Here is a 16,866-nt window from a genome sequence, read left to right on the forward strand (position 1 = left end):
GCAGGATACTGCGGGAAATCAACCTGAGGAGGAGGCCCGGTGCATGCGCAAGTCTGAGAGAGGGGCGGGCAAAACGGGCGTTTCGGGCGATACGGGCGCCTTGGCGGGAGCTGCGCGACTGCCATCCGCGGGGAAGCGGCTGCTGGCGGCGCTATGGCTTGTCGTCCTGCTGTTCACGGTCGGTATGCTCGCCGCGGGCTGGCCGCGATATTGGATATACGTCGCCGCGGAGACGACGCCGCAGGCTTGGCTGGAGAGCGTGCTGCTCGTGCTGGCCGCGGCGCTGGCGGCGCTTAATGCATGCGTGGCTTCGCTTGAAAAAGGGAGCTCGGTGCCGCCCGGCGGGCCAAGCGGAGAAGCGGTGGAGACGGCGCCGGGAGCAAATGGGACGGAGAGATCGGCGCCGGGAGCAAATGGGGCGGAGAGATCGGCGCCGGGCGCACCTTGGAGCAGGCGGAAAGGACGCGTGGAGCAGCTCGCCGACAAGCGATCGGCGGCGCGCGGCCGCGGACTGTCGGGCTGGATCGCGAGAAATGCCGCATGGGGCTGGACGATCACGGCGGCGGCCTTCGCCTGGCTGGCGCTGGATGAGCGGTTTGCGCTGCACGAGCGGCTGCGGGACCGCTACTTGAAGCAGACGGGCATCCGTCTGCTGCCGTGGATGGAAGCGGGAGACTGGCTTATTCCGTTGTACGCGGCATGCGGGCTGGCGGCGGTATGGGCGCTTTGGCGCTTGCTCGGCAGAGGCGTTGCGGCGCGCGTGTTTTTCGCGGCAGGACTGGTCGTAGCCTTCTGTGCCGTCTCGCTGGACACGATCGACATCCGCAGCTTGGGCAAAGACAGCGAGCGGCTGCTGCAGACGATCGAGGAGTGTCTGGAGACGGCCGCGATGGCGGCGTTCGTATCGGCGTTCCTGTCCGTGCTGACCGGTCGGCTGTCCGCATGGTATAATAAAACTTCGATTCGGCGGGACATGCGCGATTGATACGCCGGATATAGGAGGAGTTTTATCGTGGCGGAGCCGCTTAAAAATATGTACGATGACGTTTTGTTGAGAGAATTCGGCGCTCGGGTCGCCCGTGCGTGGCAACCGTTCGATACGGATCGCTTCGTTGGCCTCGTGCTTGCGGAAGGATGGGAGGCGCTCGCCCTTAAGGGCCGCATGCGCCGGATCTCCCTGTCGCTGGGTGCCGTGCTGCCGGAGGACTACGAGCGCGCGCTCGATATTTTAGAGGGGATAGCCGGCGAGTGCCGCGGCTTTCCTTATTTGTTTTTCCCCGACTTCGTAGAGGTGTTCGGACGATCCCACTGGGACAGGTCCGTGCGCGCGCTCGCGCTGTTCACGGGGTCGTCTTCCGCCGAATTTGCCGTGCGCCCGTTCATCAAGCAAGATCCGGCGCGCATGATGGCGCAGATGCTGACGTGGAGCGCAGATCCCGACGAGCACGTGCGCAGGCTTGCCAGCGAAGGCTGCCGACCGCGTCTTCCGTGGGCGGACGCGCTGCCGGCGTTCAAGCGGGATCCGTCGCCGATCCTGCCTATTCTGGAGGCACTCAAGGCCGACCCGTCCGAGTACGTGCGGCGCAGCGTCGCCAACAACCTGAACGACATCTCCAAGGACCATCCGGGACTGGTGATGGAGCTGGCGACTCGCTGGCACGGTGCCGACCCGCAGACGGACGCCCTGCTGCGTCATGCCTGCCGGGGATTGATCCGGAGCCGGGCCGACGAAGACGCGATGCGTCTATTCGGCTTGCTGCCCGCGCCGGAGGCGGTTGCGCGGACATGGTCCGTCACGCCGGAAGCGGCGGCGATCGGAGACGCCGTTATGGTCGCCTATGCGGTGGAACTGCCGCTGCTTGAAGCGGAATCGCGCAAGCTCAGGCTCGAGCTGGCGGTGACCTACCCGCGCAGCGCCGAGGGGAGCGGCTACCGCAAGCTGTTCAGGCTGGCGGAGCGCGAGGTTGCAGGCGGCGGCACGATCGAAGGGACGCGGAAGCTCTCCTTTAAGGACTTGTCCACAAGACGTCATTATCCGGGCACGCATACGCTCGCGCTGGTCCTCAACGGCAAAGAAATCGCCAAGACCGCCGTAGTGTTGGAGGCTGCAAAGGAGGTCGCGCCTTGACGATCGGAGCTCGCGTATTCAAGACGGGACTCGCCGTCGCGATCGCGCTATGGATCGGCAGTCTGATGGGTCTTAAGCTGCCGCTCATCGCGGCGATTGCCTCGGTCGTGATGATCCAGCCTTCGATCTATCGCAGCTGGGTGCAGGTGCTCCAGCAGCTGCAGAGCAACGTGCTGGGCGCCGCGGCGGCGATCGCCGCGGTATGGCTGGTCGGCAGCAGCCCGCTGTCCATCGGCATCGTCAGCGTTCTGATGATTCTGCTCTGCATCCGCCTTCGGGCGGAAGAGACGATCGGGCTCACCGTTGTGACCGTCGTCGTGCTGATGGAGGCGCACGGTCTCGGCTGGCCGCTGGTCATGGACAGGCTGGCGGCGCTGTTGACAGGCATCGTCACGGCCTTTGTCGTCAACATTGCGATCGCCCCGCCGCGCCATCGCGGCCGGTTCGTCGCCCAGATGAAAAAGTCGCAGACGCAGCTGTCGCTGTTGCTGCGGACGGCCGTGTCCAACGAGCTCCGCGAGAACGTGTTCAACCGGGAGCTCTCGGGGTTGAAGGGGCAGCTTCGCAAGCTCGAGGACGCCTATGATCTATACGCCGAGGAGCGGGTCGTACGCAAGGCGTCCCGGGCGGACCGCGCCCGCCTGCTGGTCGTGTATCAGGGCATGCTGAGCGCGCTGGAGCGAGGCGTTACACTGATCGAGGCGGTGGAGGTGCATTATTTTGCCGCGGCTGCGGACGGGACGTGGCGGCGCGAGATCGACGGCCATATCGAGTCGTTGTGCGCTTACCACGAGCATCTGATGTGGAAATGGGACGGGCTGCTGAAACCGGGCGCCTCGGCCGCCGCGCCGCCGCCCGAATCGTCCGAGCTGCTGGAGAGTATCGCATGCTCGTCGGATATGGAGCGCGCGGACAAGACGCGCCTGGCCGTCGTGGCGTCGGCGATCTACGCCTACGAGGAGCGACTGCGCCGGCTCGACAAGCTGATCGAGCATTTGCTGGAGCGGCGAGACGGCGCGCCCGAGGACCCGGAACGGCTGCTAGGGCTGTAATGGCACATTTGGCTAGTGTAGTTAGTTACACGGAAAAACCGTGTAACTCGGTGCGAAAGGTTGCTCGTGGGGGACGCTATGTTGTGGAATAACGCAGTCGTGTTATCCGTGGCGCCAGTAAAGTGCAAATAGGCACTAACGCCGGTCGTAGGCGCTGGAAAGGTGTCGATAAGCGCCAAAAGGCACTAACGTCGCCCTCAAGACACTTGTGAAGGTGTCGATAAATGTGCCCCCCACTAAAAAATCGGCGATCGCCGCCCGACTCCGGGAACGATCGCCGATTTTCATATTTAGCCTTTAGAGCCCCGGTCCACTTGCCTGCGCGGGTGTTCGATTTTTTCCTGCTTGTTGATGTCCTTTTCCTTGGGAACCAGGCGCGGGTCGGTTTCGCCGTCGTGGTGGTTGTCGTAGACCGCCTCGACCCATTCCCATTCCGTGCTGCCGATCATCGGATCGGACGGGAATTCGTCCCCGCGTTCGAGCTTCAGCTCGCGCCCCCACTCGTCGCGGTAAATGCCGTCGGATTCGACCATTTCGCCGGATAACGGCAGCATTTCGTTATTATCGCTCATCTGAAGTCACCGCCTCGCTAGAATTACTTGCCGTGCTTGCGCATGGCGGAGTGGTCGGATTCGGATTGGAGGCGGCTGGCCGCGTCTTTGCCGGAGCCCGTTCTGTCGGCTTTGGACTGCGCTTTTCTGGCCTCGATCTGAGCGCCTGACGGTTGTTCGCCGGACATGGCGATCCCTCCTTCCGGTGATATCGTCGACTCCCGGATAGGTTGCCACGCGCGCGGCGGCATTATGCCAGCAGGGCTCGCTCTCGCATCGGCGGCGGCAAACCGACCGAAGACTGTGGCGGATGGGTTCTGATGATCAGCCCACATACCGGCCTTCAAGCCTTTTGCCTACAAACCACAGCACAGCCAGGATCGCGGCAGCAACGAGCAGGCGCCAGGGCTGGTGGACGAGCGCGTTCAGATCGTGGCCGAGAAAGCAGAGCGTGAAGATCATCACGGCCTTGCCCATAATGATGGCGGTGACAAACGTATGCGTCGGAATCTTGGAGATGCCAGATGCGATATTAACGACGGCGGACGGCGAAAAGGGCAGGCAGGACAAGATGAAAATCGGCGTAAACCCTTTGCGCTCCACCCACGAGAAAAGGCGCTCCATGCGGGGCAGGCGCTTGCGGATGCGCTCCCCGTATCGCGAACCGAAGCGCCTGGCGATCATGAACACGATGATCGATCCGCAGCTCGCGCCGATCCAGGAATAAAGGAAGCCAAGCCATAGTCCGTAGGACAAGGCATTGCCCACTACGATGACGATGAGCGGCAAAAAGGGCAGCAGCGACTCGGCCAGAGGAAGCAAGATTCCCGGCAGCGGCCCGAGAGCCGAATAGCGGTCGAGCAGCGCCTGGATATCGTCCAGGCTCATGCCTTTAAGATAGTTCATCCACTCCTGCCAGCGCGTGGCGGCGAATGCGGCGATTGTGACGGACCATAGCTGAAGCATAGATTACCTCACATGCGCTGTGCGGGCTTCTCCCCGCGGAACAGGCGGAATGGGAACAGCAGGTAGATAACGCCGATCACTGCGAAAATGACTGCCGTGCTTAGTACGACGGACGGTTCGCCGAAGCCCGTGGCCGCGAAGCCGCCGATGATCGGGCCGAGCAGCCCGCCGACGCCTTCCACGGCGGAGAGCACGCCCCAGCCGAGGCCTTTTTGCTCGGGAGGCACGTAAGCCGCCAGCAGCGCGTTCCAAGCGGGCAGCACGGCCGCATAGGACAACCCGAGCGTAACGGCCCAGATAAAGGCGAGCATGGTCACGGGGCTGAGCGTCAGGCCATAGAGCGCGATGCCGAACATCAGAAAGCCGATGACCAAAAACCACTTTTTCCCCAGCCGATCCGACAGCCTGCCCATCGGGATCAACCCGAGCGCGGTGAATCCGCCCCCGGCCAGCAGGAGGAGCGTATACTGCCAGGAAGCCATCCCGAGATGATCTTTTACGAAGCTGGGCAGGATCGGTTGCAGCATGCCTGCCGCCAGCGTCTGCAGGATCATGCCGGGCAGCAGCAGGCGCATGTCCTTCAGGTGCGTGCCCAGCACGGCCAATTGCTTGCGAAAGGGTACGGCTGCCACTTCGGCATGCGCTTCCTTCGGAATCATCAGAGAGAGCAGCCATGCGCCGGCGGATACGAGCACCATGATCCAATAGCTCGCCATTTCGCTGTGCTCGAGTACCAGATTGAGGACGACCGGGCCGGAGCCGAGGCCGACGAGCCAGATCATGTACAAGAAGCCCATCTGGGCACCGCGGCTTTCCTCTTTGACCTTGGTCAGGCAATAAATCCAGATCGGCGAAATGCCAAGTCCATAAAGCCCGGCGGCCGAGATGAAGATCCAGGGCACATCCGCCCAGCCGATCAGCGCCATCCCGGCCAGCGAGGCGAGCAAGCCGATATTAATGATCTTTTTGACGGGAAATCTGTGGACGAGGTACCCCATCCCCAGCTTAAGCGCCGTATCGATCAGGTAGTGCGCCGTAATGGCCGCGCCGATCACGTCCAAGTCGAGGCCGAGCGTCTCCTTGCCGTAGATAGGCAAAAAGCCGATGAGCGCCGCCCCCCGCACGAACTCTACCAGGTACAGGATGATGGCCAGCAGCGATATTTCTTTCGTAAAAAGCGATTTGATCGAAGCCGTCTTCAACGGAATTCTCCTTTGAAGCCCTCTGGCGCACAAGCGGCGGGCGGGATGCATGACCTCACCATTATAGCCATAATTTTCATGCGATCAAAGTCGCGGCGCATTCCGGTCAGATCAGCAGGTTGAACAGCAACGGATCTTTGTTCAGCTCCACGTACCGGAACCCTTTATGGTTCATGCGCTCGACCAGAGGGCCGTAGTCGTCAGGGCTCTTGAGCTCGATGCCTACGAGAGCCGGGCCGTTTTCCTTATTATGCTTTTTCGTGTATTCGAATTGAACGATGTCGTCGTCCGGCCCGAGCACGTCGTCCAGGAACTCTCTGAGCGCGCCGGACCGCTGCGGAAAGTTGACCATAAAATAATGCTTGAGGCCTTCGTAAATCATCGAGCGTTCCTTAATTTCCTGCATCCGGTCGACGTCGTTGTTGCCGCCGCTTACGACGCAGACGACGCTCAGTCCGGCGAGCCGGTCCGCCAGCATGGGCAGGGCCGCTACGGTGAGCGCGCCCGCGGGCTCGGCGACGATCGCATGCTCGTTGTAAAGCTCGAGAATCGTCGTGCATACCCGGCCTTCCGGCACGACGATCACTTCGTCCAGCAAGTCGCGGCACAGCGCGTATGTGAGATCTCCGACCCGCTTGACGGCCGCGCCGTCCACGAACTTGTCGATCTCCTCCAGAGGCACGACCTCGCCGCGTTCCATCGCGACCATCATCGACGGCGCGCCTTCGGGCTCGACGCCGATGATGCGCGTATTCGGGCTGACGGCCTTGACGTAGGATGCGACGCCCGCGGCGAGCCCGCCGCCCCCGACCGTCACGAGCAGCACGTCGACCGGCTCCTTGCACGCCTCCATGATCTCTTTACCCACCGTTCCGTTGCCTGCGATGATGCGGGTGTCGTCGAAAGGATGCACGAAGGTCATCCCCGTCTCGCGCACCGCCCGCTGGGCTTCGGCATAAGCGTCGTCGAACGTGTCGCCGATGAGCCTGACCTCGACTTTATCCCCGCCGAACAGCTCGACCTGTCCAATCTTCTGGCGAGGCGTCGTCGCGGGCATGTAGATGATGCCCGGAATGTCGAGCGCCGCGCACGAGTAGGCGACGCCCTGCGCGTGGTTGCCTGCGCTCGCGCAGATGACGCCGCGTTCGCGTTCCGCTGCCGAGAGACCCGAGATCAGGTTGTAGGCGCCTCGAATCTTGAAGGAGCGCACGACCTGCTGGTCCTCGCGCTTCAGGTGGATCCGGCAGCCGTGCCTGGCCGATAGCCGCTGATTGAACTGGAGCGGGGTCGGGGATACGACGCCGCGAAGCGTATGGGCCGCGAACAGAATATCCTCCATTCGGATAGAGACAGGGGCGCTTCGGGGTAATGAGTCTGACAAGGTCATCATCTTCCTTCCTGATCATAAATGAAAAGCCGCCCCCGAAGGGACGGCTGGCTGAGGCGCGGGCAGGGCGTCAGATCCGCGCGGCGATAGAACCCTGTCCGACGTTTGAATTACTTAATGTTATACTCTTAAGTAGTGATGCAAGTCAATGCGTGCGCAGTGTGTGCGCTTTCGTCCGCGTTAAGTTCCGCCCAGAGGAGGATTTTCGTTGAAAAAGCTGCTGTTTGCGTTCATTACCCTCGTCGTGCTCATCGCAGTGGGAAGCGTCATTTTATATCAATTGATCAAGCCCGCCGAGCGCCTGGATCTCGCTTATGAACAGGTGAATCTCGAGAGCAAGGCAGTGGAGATGTTCAAGCGGCGGTCGACGGAGCTAATTCTGTCCGAAGCCGACGTCAACAATCTGGCCAAGGCGTCTATCGCTAGCAACCCGATGTACAGCCCTGACGTGCTGATCACGGGCGCCCGGTTCCGCCTGCTTGCGGACGACCGGCTGGCGGCGGACGTCAACTTGAAGATCAAGGACCGGATTCCCGTCGGGCTGACGATCGTATATAGGCTCAAGTGGGAATCGCCCAACCTGAACGCGGAAGTCCAGGAGGCTTCGATCCGGGGCGTGAAGCTGCCTAAGAAGGGATTCGAGGACGTCGTTATTCCGCTGGGCGGCGAGCTGCCGAAAGTCGTCAAGATCAAGGAGGTTTCTTCGGACGCGGACGGGCTGAAGGTTGATTTTCGCGCACCTTCCGTAAGCGAGCTTCGCGAGCTGATCGGCGGCCTCTGAACAGGCCGTCGAACCTAAGCGGGCCATAGGGCCAAGATTGAACGGGCCGCCGAATCAGGCTATAATCAAGATCATAAGCGGTATTAAATAATGAACCTGCGCATACGAATTAGTAAGCGTTTACATGACTAGGAGGAGCCGCCATGAAAAGAAGGTCCGGCCTCCGCGCCCTGCCGGCCGCCGTGCTGGCATTCGCAGCCGCGGCATGGCCGGGCCTGAAGGCGGAGGCGGCGACGGCCGCCGCCCAAACCGCCGCGGAGCGCATAGAGTCGCAGGGCATGCTTCCGCTCCTGGCGGCCATGGCGATCGGCATCGCCGTGTCCGTTATCGCGGTGCTGGCGTTTCTGCAGATGACTTCTCGGGGTAAGAGTACAAAGGAGGACGAGTCCAAGCCTATGGATTCGGACTTGTTTGCTTCGAACCAAACCCAAACCGGTCATGGCGCCTTTGTCGACGATCGTGAAGACGACGATGCACTCGGCTACACGATTCCGCTGCGGAGTCTGGGAGACGCACGCGACAGGATGGAGCGGCGCAGGGCTGCCGCTGCAATCGCCGGAGAGCCTCGGCTCGTAGGCGTCGCCGGCGAGTTCGCGGGCGCGAGCTACAGCCTGGCGGACAGGCCTCTGGCGATCGGCAGGGACGGTCATCAATGCGAGCTCGTCTATCCGGACGGGCACGCCGAGATCAGCCGCAAGCACTGCACCGTCAGCTACGATTCGTCCCGCAGGATTTTTTCGCTGGTCGATCACGGTTCATCCAACGGTACATACCTGCCGGACGGTACGCGGCTGGCGGCGGGAGATCGGCGAGAGCTCAGACCGGGCGACCGATTCAGCCTGCCGGGCGGAGAGCAATGGTTCGAGGTAGACGTCTGAAGACGGTTTTTCTGTTAAACCGCTAGTCGAACTGGTATAATGAGGCGAACGGGAAGTAAAATCTTATATAGGCAGCCGGGCGTCAACTCTGTACGAATCTTGCGGGAAGTTTCCGCCGGGAGGGATTATGGCATGGCAAAGCGCGGTCATAACGAAGTTCAGGAGAGTCTGCAGGAGCTAACGAGAATTTTTCGCCCCAAGGATCCGCGCAAGTTCGTCAAGGACTATATCCGGAAATACAGAATCACCGGCGGCTATGAAGATGAACTAACCGTTATCGTTGAACGCGAGCTGATGAGAATCAACTCGTCCGCTTCCTGACTACCGATTTTTCGCAAGGCCTCTACGACTCGGGGCCTTGTTTTTTTATTTTATCGCCGATTTGAACTTTCAGCCGGCTTTCAGGCTTCGTTCATGCTCCATTCACGGTCTATTCATAGCCGCCTGTTACAAATAGGTAGAGCGGGATGTACATAGAACGGAGCGATGACGATGAGCGTGACGGGAACGACGAATTCGGCATTTTACAAAAGCGGGTACATCTATTCGGCGCAGACGTCTGCCGTCCGGATGCAGACGGAGACGGAGACGGACGCGCAGGAGAACGGGAAGTCGGCCGACGCTGTTGAATGGAGTATGGGCGCCGGGAGGCCTTCCGGTGCTGGCTACGCACGCGACCTTACCACCCAGGACAAGCGCGACTTGCTTGCAGGTATGCAAGAGCGGCTGGCGGCGAAGGCGGGCGAGAGCGGCAAGGGAGAAGACGGAGCATTGGCGAGGCTGGCCGACGTTAAGTCCCAGCTGGGCGAATTCGACGTTGACGGCGCCTCGGACGAAGCGGTCGAAGCGATGTTCGCGCAAGTGCGCGATGCGATGGGACCGAGGCCGGGGCATATACCGGAGGAATGTGCAGACGGTGACGAAGCAGGAGATGGGACGCCGCCGCTGGTGCCGCCGCAGAATGGACAAACAGCCGATATATGGCCTTCCTGGATGACCGACGGGGCGTCCGGGGAAGACGACGGCAGCGGGGCGGGCGATGGGATCCAGGCGCTCTTGGAGTTGTTGACCGAAGACTACGACGAGACCCAGGGCGGCAGCAAGCAGCAATATGCCGATGAGCTCAAGCATACGTTGGCAGATATGCTTGGCGATGAAGACTTCGCCGACTCGCCGGTCTATTCGAACCTTGCCGAGAAGCTGGATGCCTGGGCGGACGCAGACGCGGAAGGCGGCGAGGGAAGCCTTTGATGTTAAATAAATGGATGTAATGCCTGCAAATATACATCTAATTTTGTCGATGTTGACCCTTTCACACATCAAAGATGCAAGTGTACAGTTATTTTCCTTCATCTGCCGAATTTTCGGCTTGTGCATTAAATTTACCTGCACATTTGCAGGTATTTCATCACCTGCTGTCGGTCGGCAAAAAATACATGTACAAATGCAGGTTTTTGACTCGCAAACACGCTAACGTAACCGGTATGATCTTCTCGATATGCTTGTCGTCCGGTACAGCAGCATCAGAAAGGGGCTGTCCCAAGGTCGAAATTGACCAGGGAGATAGCCCCTTTTTGGTTTGGCTCTGGTTCTGGCTACGGCCTCGCGCTCGACGATTGGCCGTTCCTGTTTCCGCTGCCGGCAGTCGGCTCGGGAATCGGTGTAGGCACGTCGTTGGCTGCGGCGAAAACATACTTGGCAAGCTTGTTAAATCCGGGCGTGAGCGGAGCGAGCGGCTGGCCGTCCCACGAAGCTTTGGCGTAGCCGAGCAGTTGGTTCATGTACTCCATGTTGGCCGAGATGTGGACGCCGTTCACGTTGGGCGCCATCTTGCGTACTTCGTTAGACAGCGTCTGGCGGAATTCGGTCGACAGATCCGAGATATCCTTGTGCGAAAAGGAGGAGTTGTACGGCGTGACAATTTTCGTCAAGTCCCATGAGTTGCTGCCCGTGTCCACGTTATAGACGCCTTCCGTCGTGCCCGTGTTATCCTGCTCGCGGGTGCGCAAGCCGCCGTGCGACCGTATGCCGGTAGCGGTCTGGTCCGTCGTGATGCCGACGTACGCGTTTTTGTCGGTCAGCATGACGATCGCCGAGCTGACGCCAGGCACGTTGGAGAGCCGGTACGACAGAGCGGAGCTGTATTCGAAATAGCGATTGTCATGCGCGTGCGGATCGGTGACGACATGACTGTAGGCGCGTACGCCGGACATTTTCGGATCGTTCGCCGTTCTGCTGCCGTAATCGTTGGCGCTTTGCTGATGATGGGCTTTATAATTGCAGCCGCCCAACGCGCCTGTCAGCGCGGCTGCGAGCAGACATACGTTCGCGCAACGGCGCTTGTTCATAACCTGCTCCTCCTCGGGATCTGGATGCGATGCAACTAGTGTTCGCCGCGGCCGCAAAAGTATGCCGATATTCCGTACATAAAACAAGCCGTCGTTGGTAAAAGCTGATGGAAAGGGGCTGCGGCAGGGCGATCGGGGAAATCGAGGCTTTACGGTCGAAGAAAGCCTTTGCACAGGGGCGCGAAAGGGACTGATAAACGTAAAAACGGGCCTTGAAACCCTTGCGGCGCAACGATTTTGACAGTTTTGAGAACAATTTGTGAACTGTTGTGTGAACATTGACAAACTGTCGTATCAATCTTTATATTTATTAGAGGGTTTAGGTATGTGCGAAACCAAAGTTCGACATCGCGCAACACATGGATTGCCGCCGCCACAGTCAGAGAAGAGGGCGATCCATGATTATGTCAAAGTGGGGATGAATGGATGATGAATCGGTGGCGCGTATTAAAGCGGTTGCTTCCGCTAATGGCCGGCATGGCGCTATTGCTGTCGGCGTGCGGTAGGGACGATCTATCGACGCTGAGCCCGAAGGGCCCCGTCGCGCAGAAACAATTTGACCTGATGACGCTCTCGATCTCGATCATGGCGCTAGTCGTTGTCGTCGTGTTTGCGATCTGTATCTACGTACTGATTCGCTTCCGCCGGCGCAAAGGCGACAACACGATCCCGAAGCAAGTCGAAGGGAATCACACGCTGGAGATTATCTGGACGGTCATTCCGATTATTTTGCTGCTCATTCTGGGCGTACCGACGATCAACACGGTTTTCGGTTTGTCCAAGGACTATTCCAAGGATCCCGAGGCGGTTCAGGTTACCGTCACTTCTCACCAGTACTGGTGGGAGTTCGAGTATCCGGAATACGGCATTAAGACCGCGCAGGAGCTGATCGTGCCGACCGGCCGCAAGATTCAGTTCAAGCTGGCGTCCGGCGACGTGACGCACGCTTTCTGGATTCCTTCCATCGGCGGCAAGATCGATACCAACGCGGGACTCGGCACCACCAACAAGCTGTACCTCGAATTCCCCAACGAAGGCGTATTCAGAGGCAAGTGCGCAGAGCTTTGCGGCCCTTCCCATGCGCTGATGGACTTCAAGGCGAAGGCCGTTAACCAGGCTTCGTTCGACCGCTGGGTGGCGGCGATGAAGACACCGGTCTCGATGCCGGCCGACGAGAACGTCAAGGCCGCGTTTGAGAGCAAGTGCCTGACCTGCCACGCGATCGGCGAGACGAACGCTGGCAGCTCCGCTCCGAACCTGACAGGCGTCGGCAGCAGGCTTACCGTCGGCGGTATCCTTTACAACGACGAAAAGTCGGTGGAGGAGAACCTGAAGGATTGGATTTCCCACGCGCAGACGATCAAGCCGGGCAACCAAATGCCTGACGTCAGCACGGGCGTTACCTACGGACCTGGCAAGGGTACGACAGCGACCGGCCTTACCGAACAAGAGCTCGACGGCATCGCGAAGTATCTGGCCGGCCAAAAGCTCGAATACTAATACTCTAGCTTCTGCGGGGAATGAAGGAGGACGCGGCTTTGGCTGCACACGCGCACACGGTCAAGCGTTATCGGGGCTTAATGGACTGGCTGACGACCGTCGACCACAAAAAAATAGGGATTCTGTACTTAATCGCCGGCGGATTGTTCTTCCTGGTCGGCGGCCTTGAGGCGATCCTGATCCGGATTCAACTGATTAAGCCCATGAACGATTTCGTCGGGGCGGACACGTTTAACCAATTGATCACGATGCACGGCACGACAATGATCTTCCTTGCGGCGATGCCGATGCTGTTCGCGCTGATGAACGCGGTCATCCCGCTGCAGATCGGGGCGCGCGACGTCGCGTTCCCGTTCCTGAACTCGCTCGGCTTCTGGACCTTCTTCGCCGGCGGCGTTCTGCTTAACATCAGCTGGTTCGCAGGCGACATCCCGGATGCGGGCTGGACGTCGTACGTGCCGCTGGCCGGCCCTATGTACGCGGGCGGTCACGGCGTCGATTATTACCTGATGGGCCTTCAGATCGCCGGTATCGGCACGCTGATCGGCGGCATCAACTTTATGGCGACGATCATCAACATGCGCGCGCCGGGCATGTCCTTCATGCGCATGCCGATGTTCACGTGGGCGATCTTCATTACTTCCGCCCTGATCGTATTCGCCTTCCCGGTACTGACGGTCGGCCTCGTCGCGCTGACGTTCGACCGGCTGTTCCAGGCTAACTTCTTCGAGACAGGCAACGGCGGTAATACAGTGCTTTGGGAACACATCTTCTGGGTATTCGGTCACCCCGAAGTATACATCCTGATCCTGCCTGCCTTCGGCGTCATCTCCGAAGTCATCAGCACCTTCTCGCGCAAGCGTCTGTTCGGCTACAGCTCGATGGTATTCGCGACCGTACTGATCGCGTTTCTCGGCTTCATGGTATGGGCGCACCATATGTTCACGACGGGCCTCGGCCCTGTAGCGAACGGCCTGTTCTCCATCGCGACGATGCTGATCGCGGTGCCTACAGGGGTCAAGATCTTTAACTGGTTGTTCACGCTGTGGGGCGGTTCGATCTCGTTCACCTCCGCAAGCTTGTTCGCGATCGGGTTCATCCCGACGTTCGTCATGGGCGGCGTCACCGGCGTCATGCTGGCCGTCGCGCCGGCTGACTTCCAGTATCACGATACGTATTTCGTCGTCGCTCACTTCCACTACGTTATCGTAGGCGGATTGATCTTCGGCATCTTCTCCGGCCTGCACTACTGGTGGCCCAAGATGTTCGGCCGCGTGCTGAACGAGAAGCTGGGCAAGGCGACCTTCTGGACGTTCTTCATCGGCTTCCACCTGACGTTCTTTATCCAGCACTTCCTGGGCTTGATCGGCATGCCGCGTCGCGTATGGACGTACCTGCCGGGCCAGGATTTCGACACGATGAATGCGGTCAGCACCGTCGGCGCGTTCCTGATGGGCATCGGCACGATTATCTTCGTCATCAACGTTATCGTCAGCGCAGCGAACAAGTCGCCTGTTGCGGACGATCCGTGGGAAGACGGCCGCTCGCTCGAATGGTCGATCCCTTCGCCGCCGCCGGAATACAACTTTAAGCAGCTTCCGCTCGTGCGCTCTTATGACGCCTGGTGGAACGAAAAGCAAAAGGGCAACACCGAGATGCCGCCGGCCGAGCCGGTCGGACCGATCCACATGCCTTCGCCTTCGATCCTTCCGCTCATCATGAGCATCGGATTGTTCGTCGCGGCGCTGGGCTTCATGTACGACCATCTGGTCGTTGCCATCGCAGGGCTCGTCGTTACCTTTGGCAGCATGTTCTGCCGCTCCGTGTTCGACGATCACGGCTTCCACATCGAGCCTGAGGAGCAGGAGAAAGGGGTGCACGCATGAGCGCACACGACCATCACTTAGACGGACACCTTCCTCATGAGCCCGAAAAGGCGACGTTAGAAGGCCGTAATAAAATTCTCGGCTTCTGGTTGTTCCTCGGCGCGGAGACGGTTCTGTTCGGAACCCTCTTCGCCGCCTTCATCGCGCTTCGCCATCAGACCCTCGACGGTCCGACGGCAGACCATCTGTTCGAGCTTCCGATGGTATTCGCAGCTACGATGATCCTGCTGGTATCGAGTCTCGCGAGCGTCTTCGCGGTTCAGGCGCTTCACCAGCACAAGGTCAAGGCGATGATCGTCTGGCTGATTATCACGATTTTGCTCGGTCTGAGCTTCCTCGGGCTCGAGATTTACGAGTTCAACACGTACGTGTCCGAAGGCCACAAGCTGACGACGAGCGCATTCAGCTCCTCGTTCTACACGCTGGTCGGCTTCCACGGCGCGCACGTCGCGTTCGGCGTTCTATGGATCGGGCTGCTCATTACCCAGATCTTCAAGAAGGGCCTTACCGTCGTCACCGCTCCGAAGATCTATGTGTCCGCCATCTACTGGCACTTTATCGACGTCGTCTGGGTATTCATCTTCACCGTTGTATACCTGATGGGAAAGGTGGGTTAACCTCATGGCCAACGACCATTCGGCAGCCGCTTCGGAACCCAAGAGACGTCACCGGCACGAAGGACCGCAGAAGCACGTCGTCGCTTTTGTCCTGTCCCTCGTACTCACGATCATCGCTTTCGCCGCGGTTTCCGCCGGCGAGATCAACACGACGTTCACGTACATCATTCTCGTATCCATGGCGCTGTTGCAGGTATTCGTACAACTCGCGTTCTGGATGCACTTGAAGGATCGCGGTCATCTGTTCGCGACGATGGGCATCATCTTCGGTATCATCGTCGTCATCACGATGGTGATCATGGCGCTGTACTGGGTTTGGTGGTAACATAATCGGAATCGAAGAGAGGCAGGCCTACAAGCCGCCTCTCTTTTTAACGGTTAAGGCCATTCGCGGGTCGGGATGGTGTATAATCGGCAGTATGCGTCTTTAACGGAAGGACAATCCGCTATTCCGGGTTCGCACGGCTTTTTGAACGTGTTGCGGACACAGGATCCGCTATTCCCGGATTTAAGGGGATTAAGGCTGCAGCTTTTCGAGAATAACGGATCGTATGTCCGCAATGATCGGTACAACGCGACTTACAGCGCGCCTATAGCGGATCGTAAGTACGACAGCATGAAGCTTGAAGCGATTGAAAGGAGGAACGACGGTGGGAATGGGATTGGAATACTTTTCGTTCGCCGACCTGTGGAGTCCGGTCATGATGGTCGTCTCGCTCGTGATCATCCTCTTATATTCGCTCGTCACCGGACCGTGGCGAGAGCGATTCAGCGCCAGCGAGCCTGTCGCCAAAAAGCGACAAGCGGCATTTATCGCAGGCATCGTCCTGCTGTATCTGGCGCAAGGCGGTCCGCTCAGCCTGATGGGCCATCTCATGTTTACTTTTCATATGACGGCGATGGCGATTTCTTATTTTATCGTACCGGGGATGCTGATCTACGGCGTGCCGGCATGGCTGTGGAGATCCATCTTCTCCCGGCCGTTTTGGAGACCTTTTCGTTTTCTCATGAATCCGCTGCTGGGCCTTTTCGCGTTTAACCTGCTGTTCTCGGTGTACCATATGCCGGCCAATCATGACTGGATTATGACGCATTACGTCGTGCATGGATTTTACTACTTCGTCATGCTCGGCGCAGCGATGATCAGCTGGTGGCATATCATGTGTCCGGTCGCGGAGTGGAGCAGGCTGACCAATCTCCGCAAGCTTGGCTTCATCTTCCTGAACGGCTTGCTGCTGACGCCGGCTTGCGTACTCATCATCTTCGCGAGCACGCCGCTGTTCAGCGTTTACAACGATCCCGAAGTTTGGACGCGTGCGATGGGCTATTGCATTTCCGGCAATTCTGCCGAGTTTTTGTCGCAATTCAAGGGCGGACCTGCGTTCTTCAGCTTGATGGCGCCGACCGACGACCAGCAGCTCGGCGGCATCATCATGAAGCTGCTGCAAGAGTTTGTCAACATCGCTGCCATGTATGCCGTCTTCATGCAATGGTATCGGAGAGAGCGGGCGCAGGATGACGATCCTTCGTTCGACCACGCTTCCTCGAGCCGTTTGAACAATGTGTGAAG

The 16,866-nt window shown here is 59.3% G+C and carries 18 protein-coding genes; 12 read left to right on the forward strand and 6 right to left on the reverse strand.

Annotation, left to right across the window (positions count from 1 at the left end; genetic code table 11):
- Window positions 1–43 precede the first annotated feature (43 nt).
- Genes ACFSR7_RS14215 through ACFSR7_RS14225 form a run of 3 tightly spaced genes read left to right on the forward strand, consistent with a single transcriptional unit; the run spans window position 44 to window position 3,180 of the window.
- Window positions 44–985 (forward strand): hypothetical protein, encoded by a 942-nt coding sequence (locus tag ACFSR7_RS14215; RefSeq protein WP_378162548.1) that lies wholly within the window; start codon window positions 44–46, stop codon window positions 983–985.
- A gap of 27 nt (window positions 986–1,012) precedes the next feature.
- Window positions 1,013–2,128: a DNA alkylation repair protein gene (locus tag ACFSR7_RS14220; RefSeq protein ID WP_378162550.1), complete on the forward strand. Its 1,116-nt coding sequence runs from the start codon at window positions 1,013–1,015 to the stop codon at window positions 2,126–2,128.
- On the forward strand, window positions 2,125–3,180 hold the full coding sequence (locus tag ACFSR7_RS14225; RefSeq protein ID WP_378162551.1) for an FUSC family protein: 1,056 nt from the start codon (window positions 2,125–2,127) through the stop codon (window positions 3,178–3,180). Before ACFSR7_RS14220 ends, ACFSR7_RS14225 begins: the two co-directional genes overlap by 4 nt.
- A gap of 290 nt (window positions 3,181–3,470) precedes the next feature.
- Here ACFSR7_RS14225 and ACFSR7_RS14230 read toward each other — a convergent pair whose 3' ends face one another.
- The 5 genes from ACFSR7_RS14230 to ilvA all read right to left on the reverse strand — a co-directional run bounded on the left by ACFSR7_RS14230 (window position 3,471) and on the right by ilvA (window position 7,238).
- Window positions 3,471–3,752: a transposase gene (locus ACFSR7_RS14230; RefSeq protein WP_378162553.1), complete on the reverse strand. Its 282-nt coding sequence runs from the start codon at window positions 3,750–3,752 to the stop codon at window positions 3,471–3,473.
- 23 nt (window positions 3,753–3,775) lie between these two features.
- The gene (locus tag ACFSR7_RS14235; RefSeq protein ID WP_177244180.1) at window positions 3,776–3,919 is read right to left on the reverse strand and encodes a hypothetical protein; all 144 of its coding nucleotides are present in this window, start codon (window positions 3,917–3,919) and stop codon (window positions 3,776–3,778) included.
- Between the two features lie 136 nt (window positions 3,920–4,055).
- The gene (locus ACFSR7_RS14240) at window positions 4,056–4,697 is read right to left on the reverse strand and encodes a TVP38/TMEM64 family protein (RefSeq protein WP_378162556.1); all 642 of its coding nucleotides are present in this window, start codon (window positions 4,695–4,697) and stop codon (window positions 4,056–4,058) included.
- Window positions 4,698–4,705: 8 nt separating this feature from the next.
- Window positions 4,706–5,899, reverse strand: a complete 1,194-nt coding sequence (locus ACFSR7_RS14245; protein ID WP_378162558.1) for an MFS transporter — start codon at window positions 5,897–5,899, stop codon at window positions 4,706–4,708.
- A 106-nt stretch (window positions 5,900–6,005) separates the two neighbouring features.
- Entirely contained in the window at window positions 6,006–7,238 is a 1,233-nt protein-coding gene (gene ilvA / locus ACFSR7_RS14250) for a threonine ammonia-lyase IlvA (protein WP_378163052.1), read from the reverse strand.
- 256 nt (window positions 7,239–7,494) lie between these two features.
- Here ilvA and ACFSR7_RS14255 point away from each other — a divergent pair, with 256 nt between their 5' ends.
- The 4 genes from ACFSR7_RS14255 (at window position 7,495) to ACFSR7_RS14270 (ending at window position 10,196) form a co-directional block, all read left to right on the forward strand.
- Window positions 7,495–8,067 carry a hypothetical protein gene (locus ACFSR7_RS14255; protein ID WP_378162560.1) on the forward strand — a complete coding sequence of 191 codons (573 nt, stop codon included), beginning with the start codon at window positions 7,495–7,497 and terminating at the stop codon, window positions 8,065–8,067.
- 143 nt (window positions 8,068–8,210) lie between these two features.
- Window positions 8,211–8,945 (forward strand): FHA domain-containing protein, encoded by a 735-nt coding sequence (locus tag ACFSR7_RS14260; protein WP_378162562.1) that lies wholly within the window; start codon window positions 8,211–8,213, stop codon window positions 8,943–8,945.
- Between the two features lie 132 nt (window positions 8,946–9,077).
- Complete coding sequence (locus ACFSR7_RS14265) at window positions 9,078–9,266, forward strand: hypothetical protein (RefSeq protein ID WP_090109397.1); 189 nt, start codon at window positions 9,078–9,080, stop codon at window positions 9,264–9,266.
- A gap of 171 nt (window positions 9,267–9,437) precedes the next feature.
- Window positions 9,438–10,196, forward strand: coding sequence for a hypothetical protein (locus ACFSR7_RS14270; protein ID WP_378162564.1), 759 nt, complete (start codon window positions 9,438–9,440; stop codon window positions 10,194–10,196).
- A 344-nt stretch (window positions 10,197–10,540) separates the two neighbouring features.
- On the opposite strand, the gene ACFSR7_RS14275 is transcribed toward ACFSR7_RS14270, so the two are convergent.
- The gene (locus ACFSR7_RS14275; RefSeq protein ID WP_378162566.1) at window positions 10,541–11,293 is read right to left on the reverse strand and encodes a hypothetical protein; all 753 of its coding nucleotides are present in this window, start codon (window positions 11,291–11,293) and stop codon (window positions 10,541–10,543) included.
- 426 nt (window positions 11,294–11,719) lie between these two features.
- On the opposite strand from ACFSR7_RS14275, the gene coxB reads away from it, so the two are divergent.
- The 5 genes from coxB (at window position 11,720) to ctaG (ending at window position 16,864) form a co-directional block, all read left to right on the forward strand.
- Window positions 11,720–12,793 (forward strand): cytochrome c oxidase subunit II, encoded by a 1,074-nt coding sequence (gene coxB / locus ACFSR7_RS14280; protein WP_378119034.1) that lies wholly within the window; start codon window positions 11,720–11,722, stop codon window positions 12,791–12,793.
- Window positions 12,794–12,813: 20 nt separating this feature from the next.
- On the forward strand, window positions 12,814–14,679 hold the full coding sequence (gene ctaD / locus ACFSR7_RS14285) for a cytochrome c oxidase subunit I (RefSeq protein WP_378162568.1): 1,866 nt from the start codon (window positions 12,814–12,816) through the stop codon (window positions 14,677–14,679).
- Window positions 14,676–15,296, forward strand: a complete 621-nt coding sequence (locus tag ACFSR7_RS14290; RefSeq protein ID WP_378119038.1) for a cytochrome (ubi)quinol oxidase subunit III — start codon at window positions 14,676–14,678, stop codon at window positions 15,294–15,296. Before ctaD ends, ACFSR7_RS14290 begins: the two co-directional genes overlap by 4 nt.
- Window positions 15,297–15,300: 4 nt before the next feature.
- Entirely contained in the window at window positions 15,301–15,621 is a 321-nt protein-coding gene (locus tag ACFSR7_RS14295; RefSeq protein ID WP_378162570.1) for a cytochrome C oxidase subunit IV family protein, read from the forward strand.
- A gap of 331 nt (window positions 15,622–15,952) precedes the next feature.
- A complete protein-coding gene (gene ctaG / locus ACFSR7_RS14300) occupies window positions 15,953–16,864 on the forward strand; it encodes a cytochrome c oxidase assembly factor CtaG (protein ID WP_378163054.1) in 912 nt (303 codons plus the stop codon).
- Window positions 16,865–16,866: the final 2 nt, after the last annotated feature.

The sequence above is a fragment of the Cohnella sp. GCM10020058 genome, from assembly GCF_042683485.1.
Classification (GTDB): domain Bacteria; phylum Bacillota; class Bacilli; order Paenibacillales; family Paenibacillaceae; genus Cohnella.

Coding starts and splice junctions, on each gene's coding strand:
- ACFSR7_RS14270 (WP_378162564.1), top strand. CDS start 9,438: ATGAGCGTGACGGGAACGACGAATTCGGCATTTTACAAAAGCGGGTAC.
- ctaG (WP_378163054.1), top strand. CDS start 15,953: ATGGGATTGGAATACTTTTCGTTCGCCGACCTGTGGAGTCCGGTCATG.
- ACFSR7_RS14230 (WP_378162553.1), bottom strand. CDS start 3,752: ATGAGCGATAATAACGAAATGCTGCCGTTATCCGGCGAAATGGTCGAA.
- ACFSR7_RS14260 (WP_378162562.1), top strand. CDS start 8,211: ATGAAAAGAAGGTCCGGCCTCCGCGCCCTGCCGGCCGCCGTGCTGGCA.
- ACFSR7_RS14215 (WP_378162548.1), top strand. CDS start 44: ATGCGCAAGTCTGAGAGAGGGGCGGGCAAAACGGGCGTTTCGGGCGAT.
- ilvA (WP_378163052.1), bottom strand. CDS start 7,238: ATGGAGGATATTCTGTTCGCGGCCCATACGCTTCGCGGCGTCGTATCC.
- ACFSR7_RS14265 (WP_090109397.1), top strand. CDS start 9,078: ATGGCAAAGCGCGGTCATAACGAAGTTCAGGAGAGTCTGCAGGAGCTA.
- ACFSR7_RS14275 (WP_378162566.1), bottom strand. CDS start 11,293: ATGAACAAGCGCCGTTGCGCGAACGTATGTCTGCTCGCAGCCGCGCTG.
- ctaD (WP_378162568.1), top strand. CDS start 12,814: ATGAAGGAGGACGCGGCTTTGGCTGCACACGCGCACACGGTCAAGCGT.
- coxB (WP_378119034.1), top strand. CDS start 11,720: ATGATGAATCGGTGGCGCGTATTAAAGCGGTTGCTTCCGCTAATGGCC.
- ACFSR7_RS14290 (WP_378119038.1), top strand. CDS start 14,676: ATGAGCGCACACGACCATCACTTAGACGGACACCTTCCTCATGAGCCC.
- ACFSR7_RS14295 (WP_378162570.1), top strand. CDS start 15,301: ATGGCCAACGACCATTCGGCAGCCGCTTCGGAACCCAAGAGACGTCAC.
- ACFSR7_RS14240 (WP_378162556.1), bottom strand. CDS start 4,697: ATGCTTCAGCTATGGTCCGTCACAATCGCCGCATTCGCCGCCACGCGC.
- ACFSR7_RS14235 (WP_177244180.1), bottom strand. CDS start 3,919: ATGTCCGGCGAACAACCGTCAGGCGCTCAGATCGAGGCCAGAAAAGCG.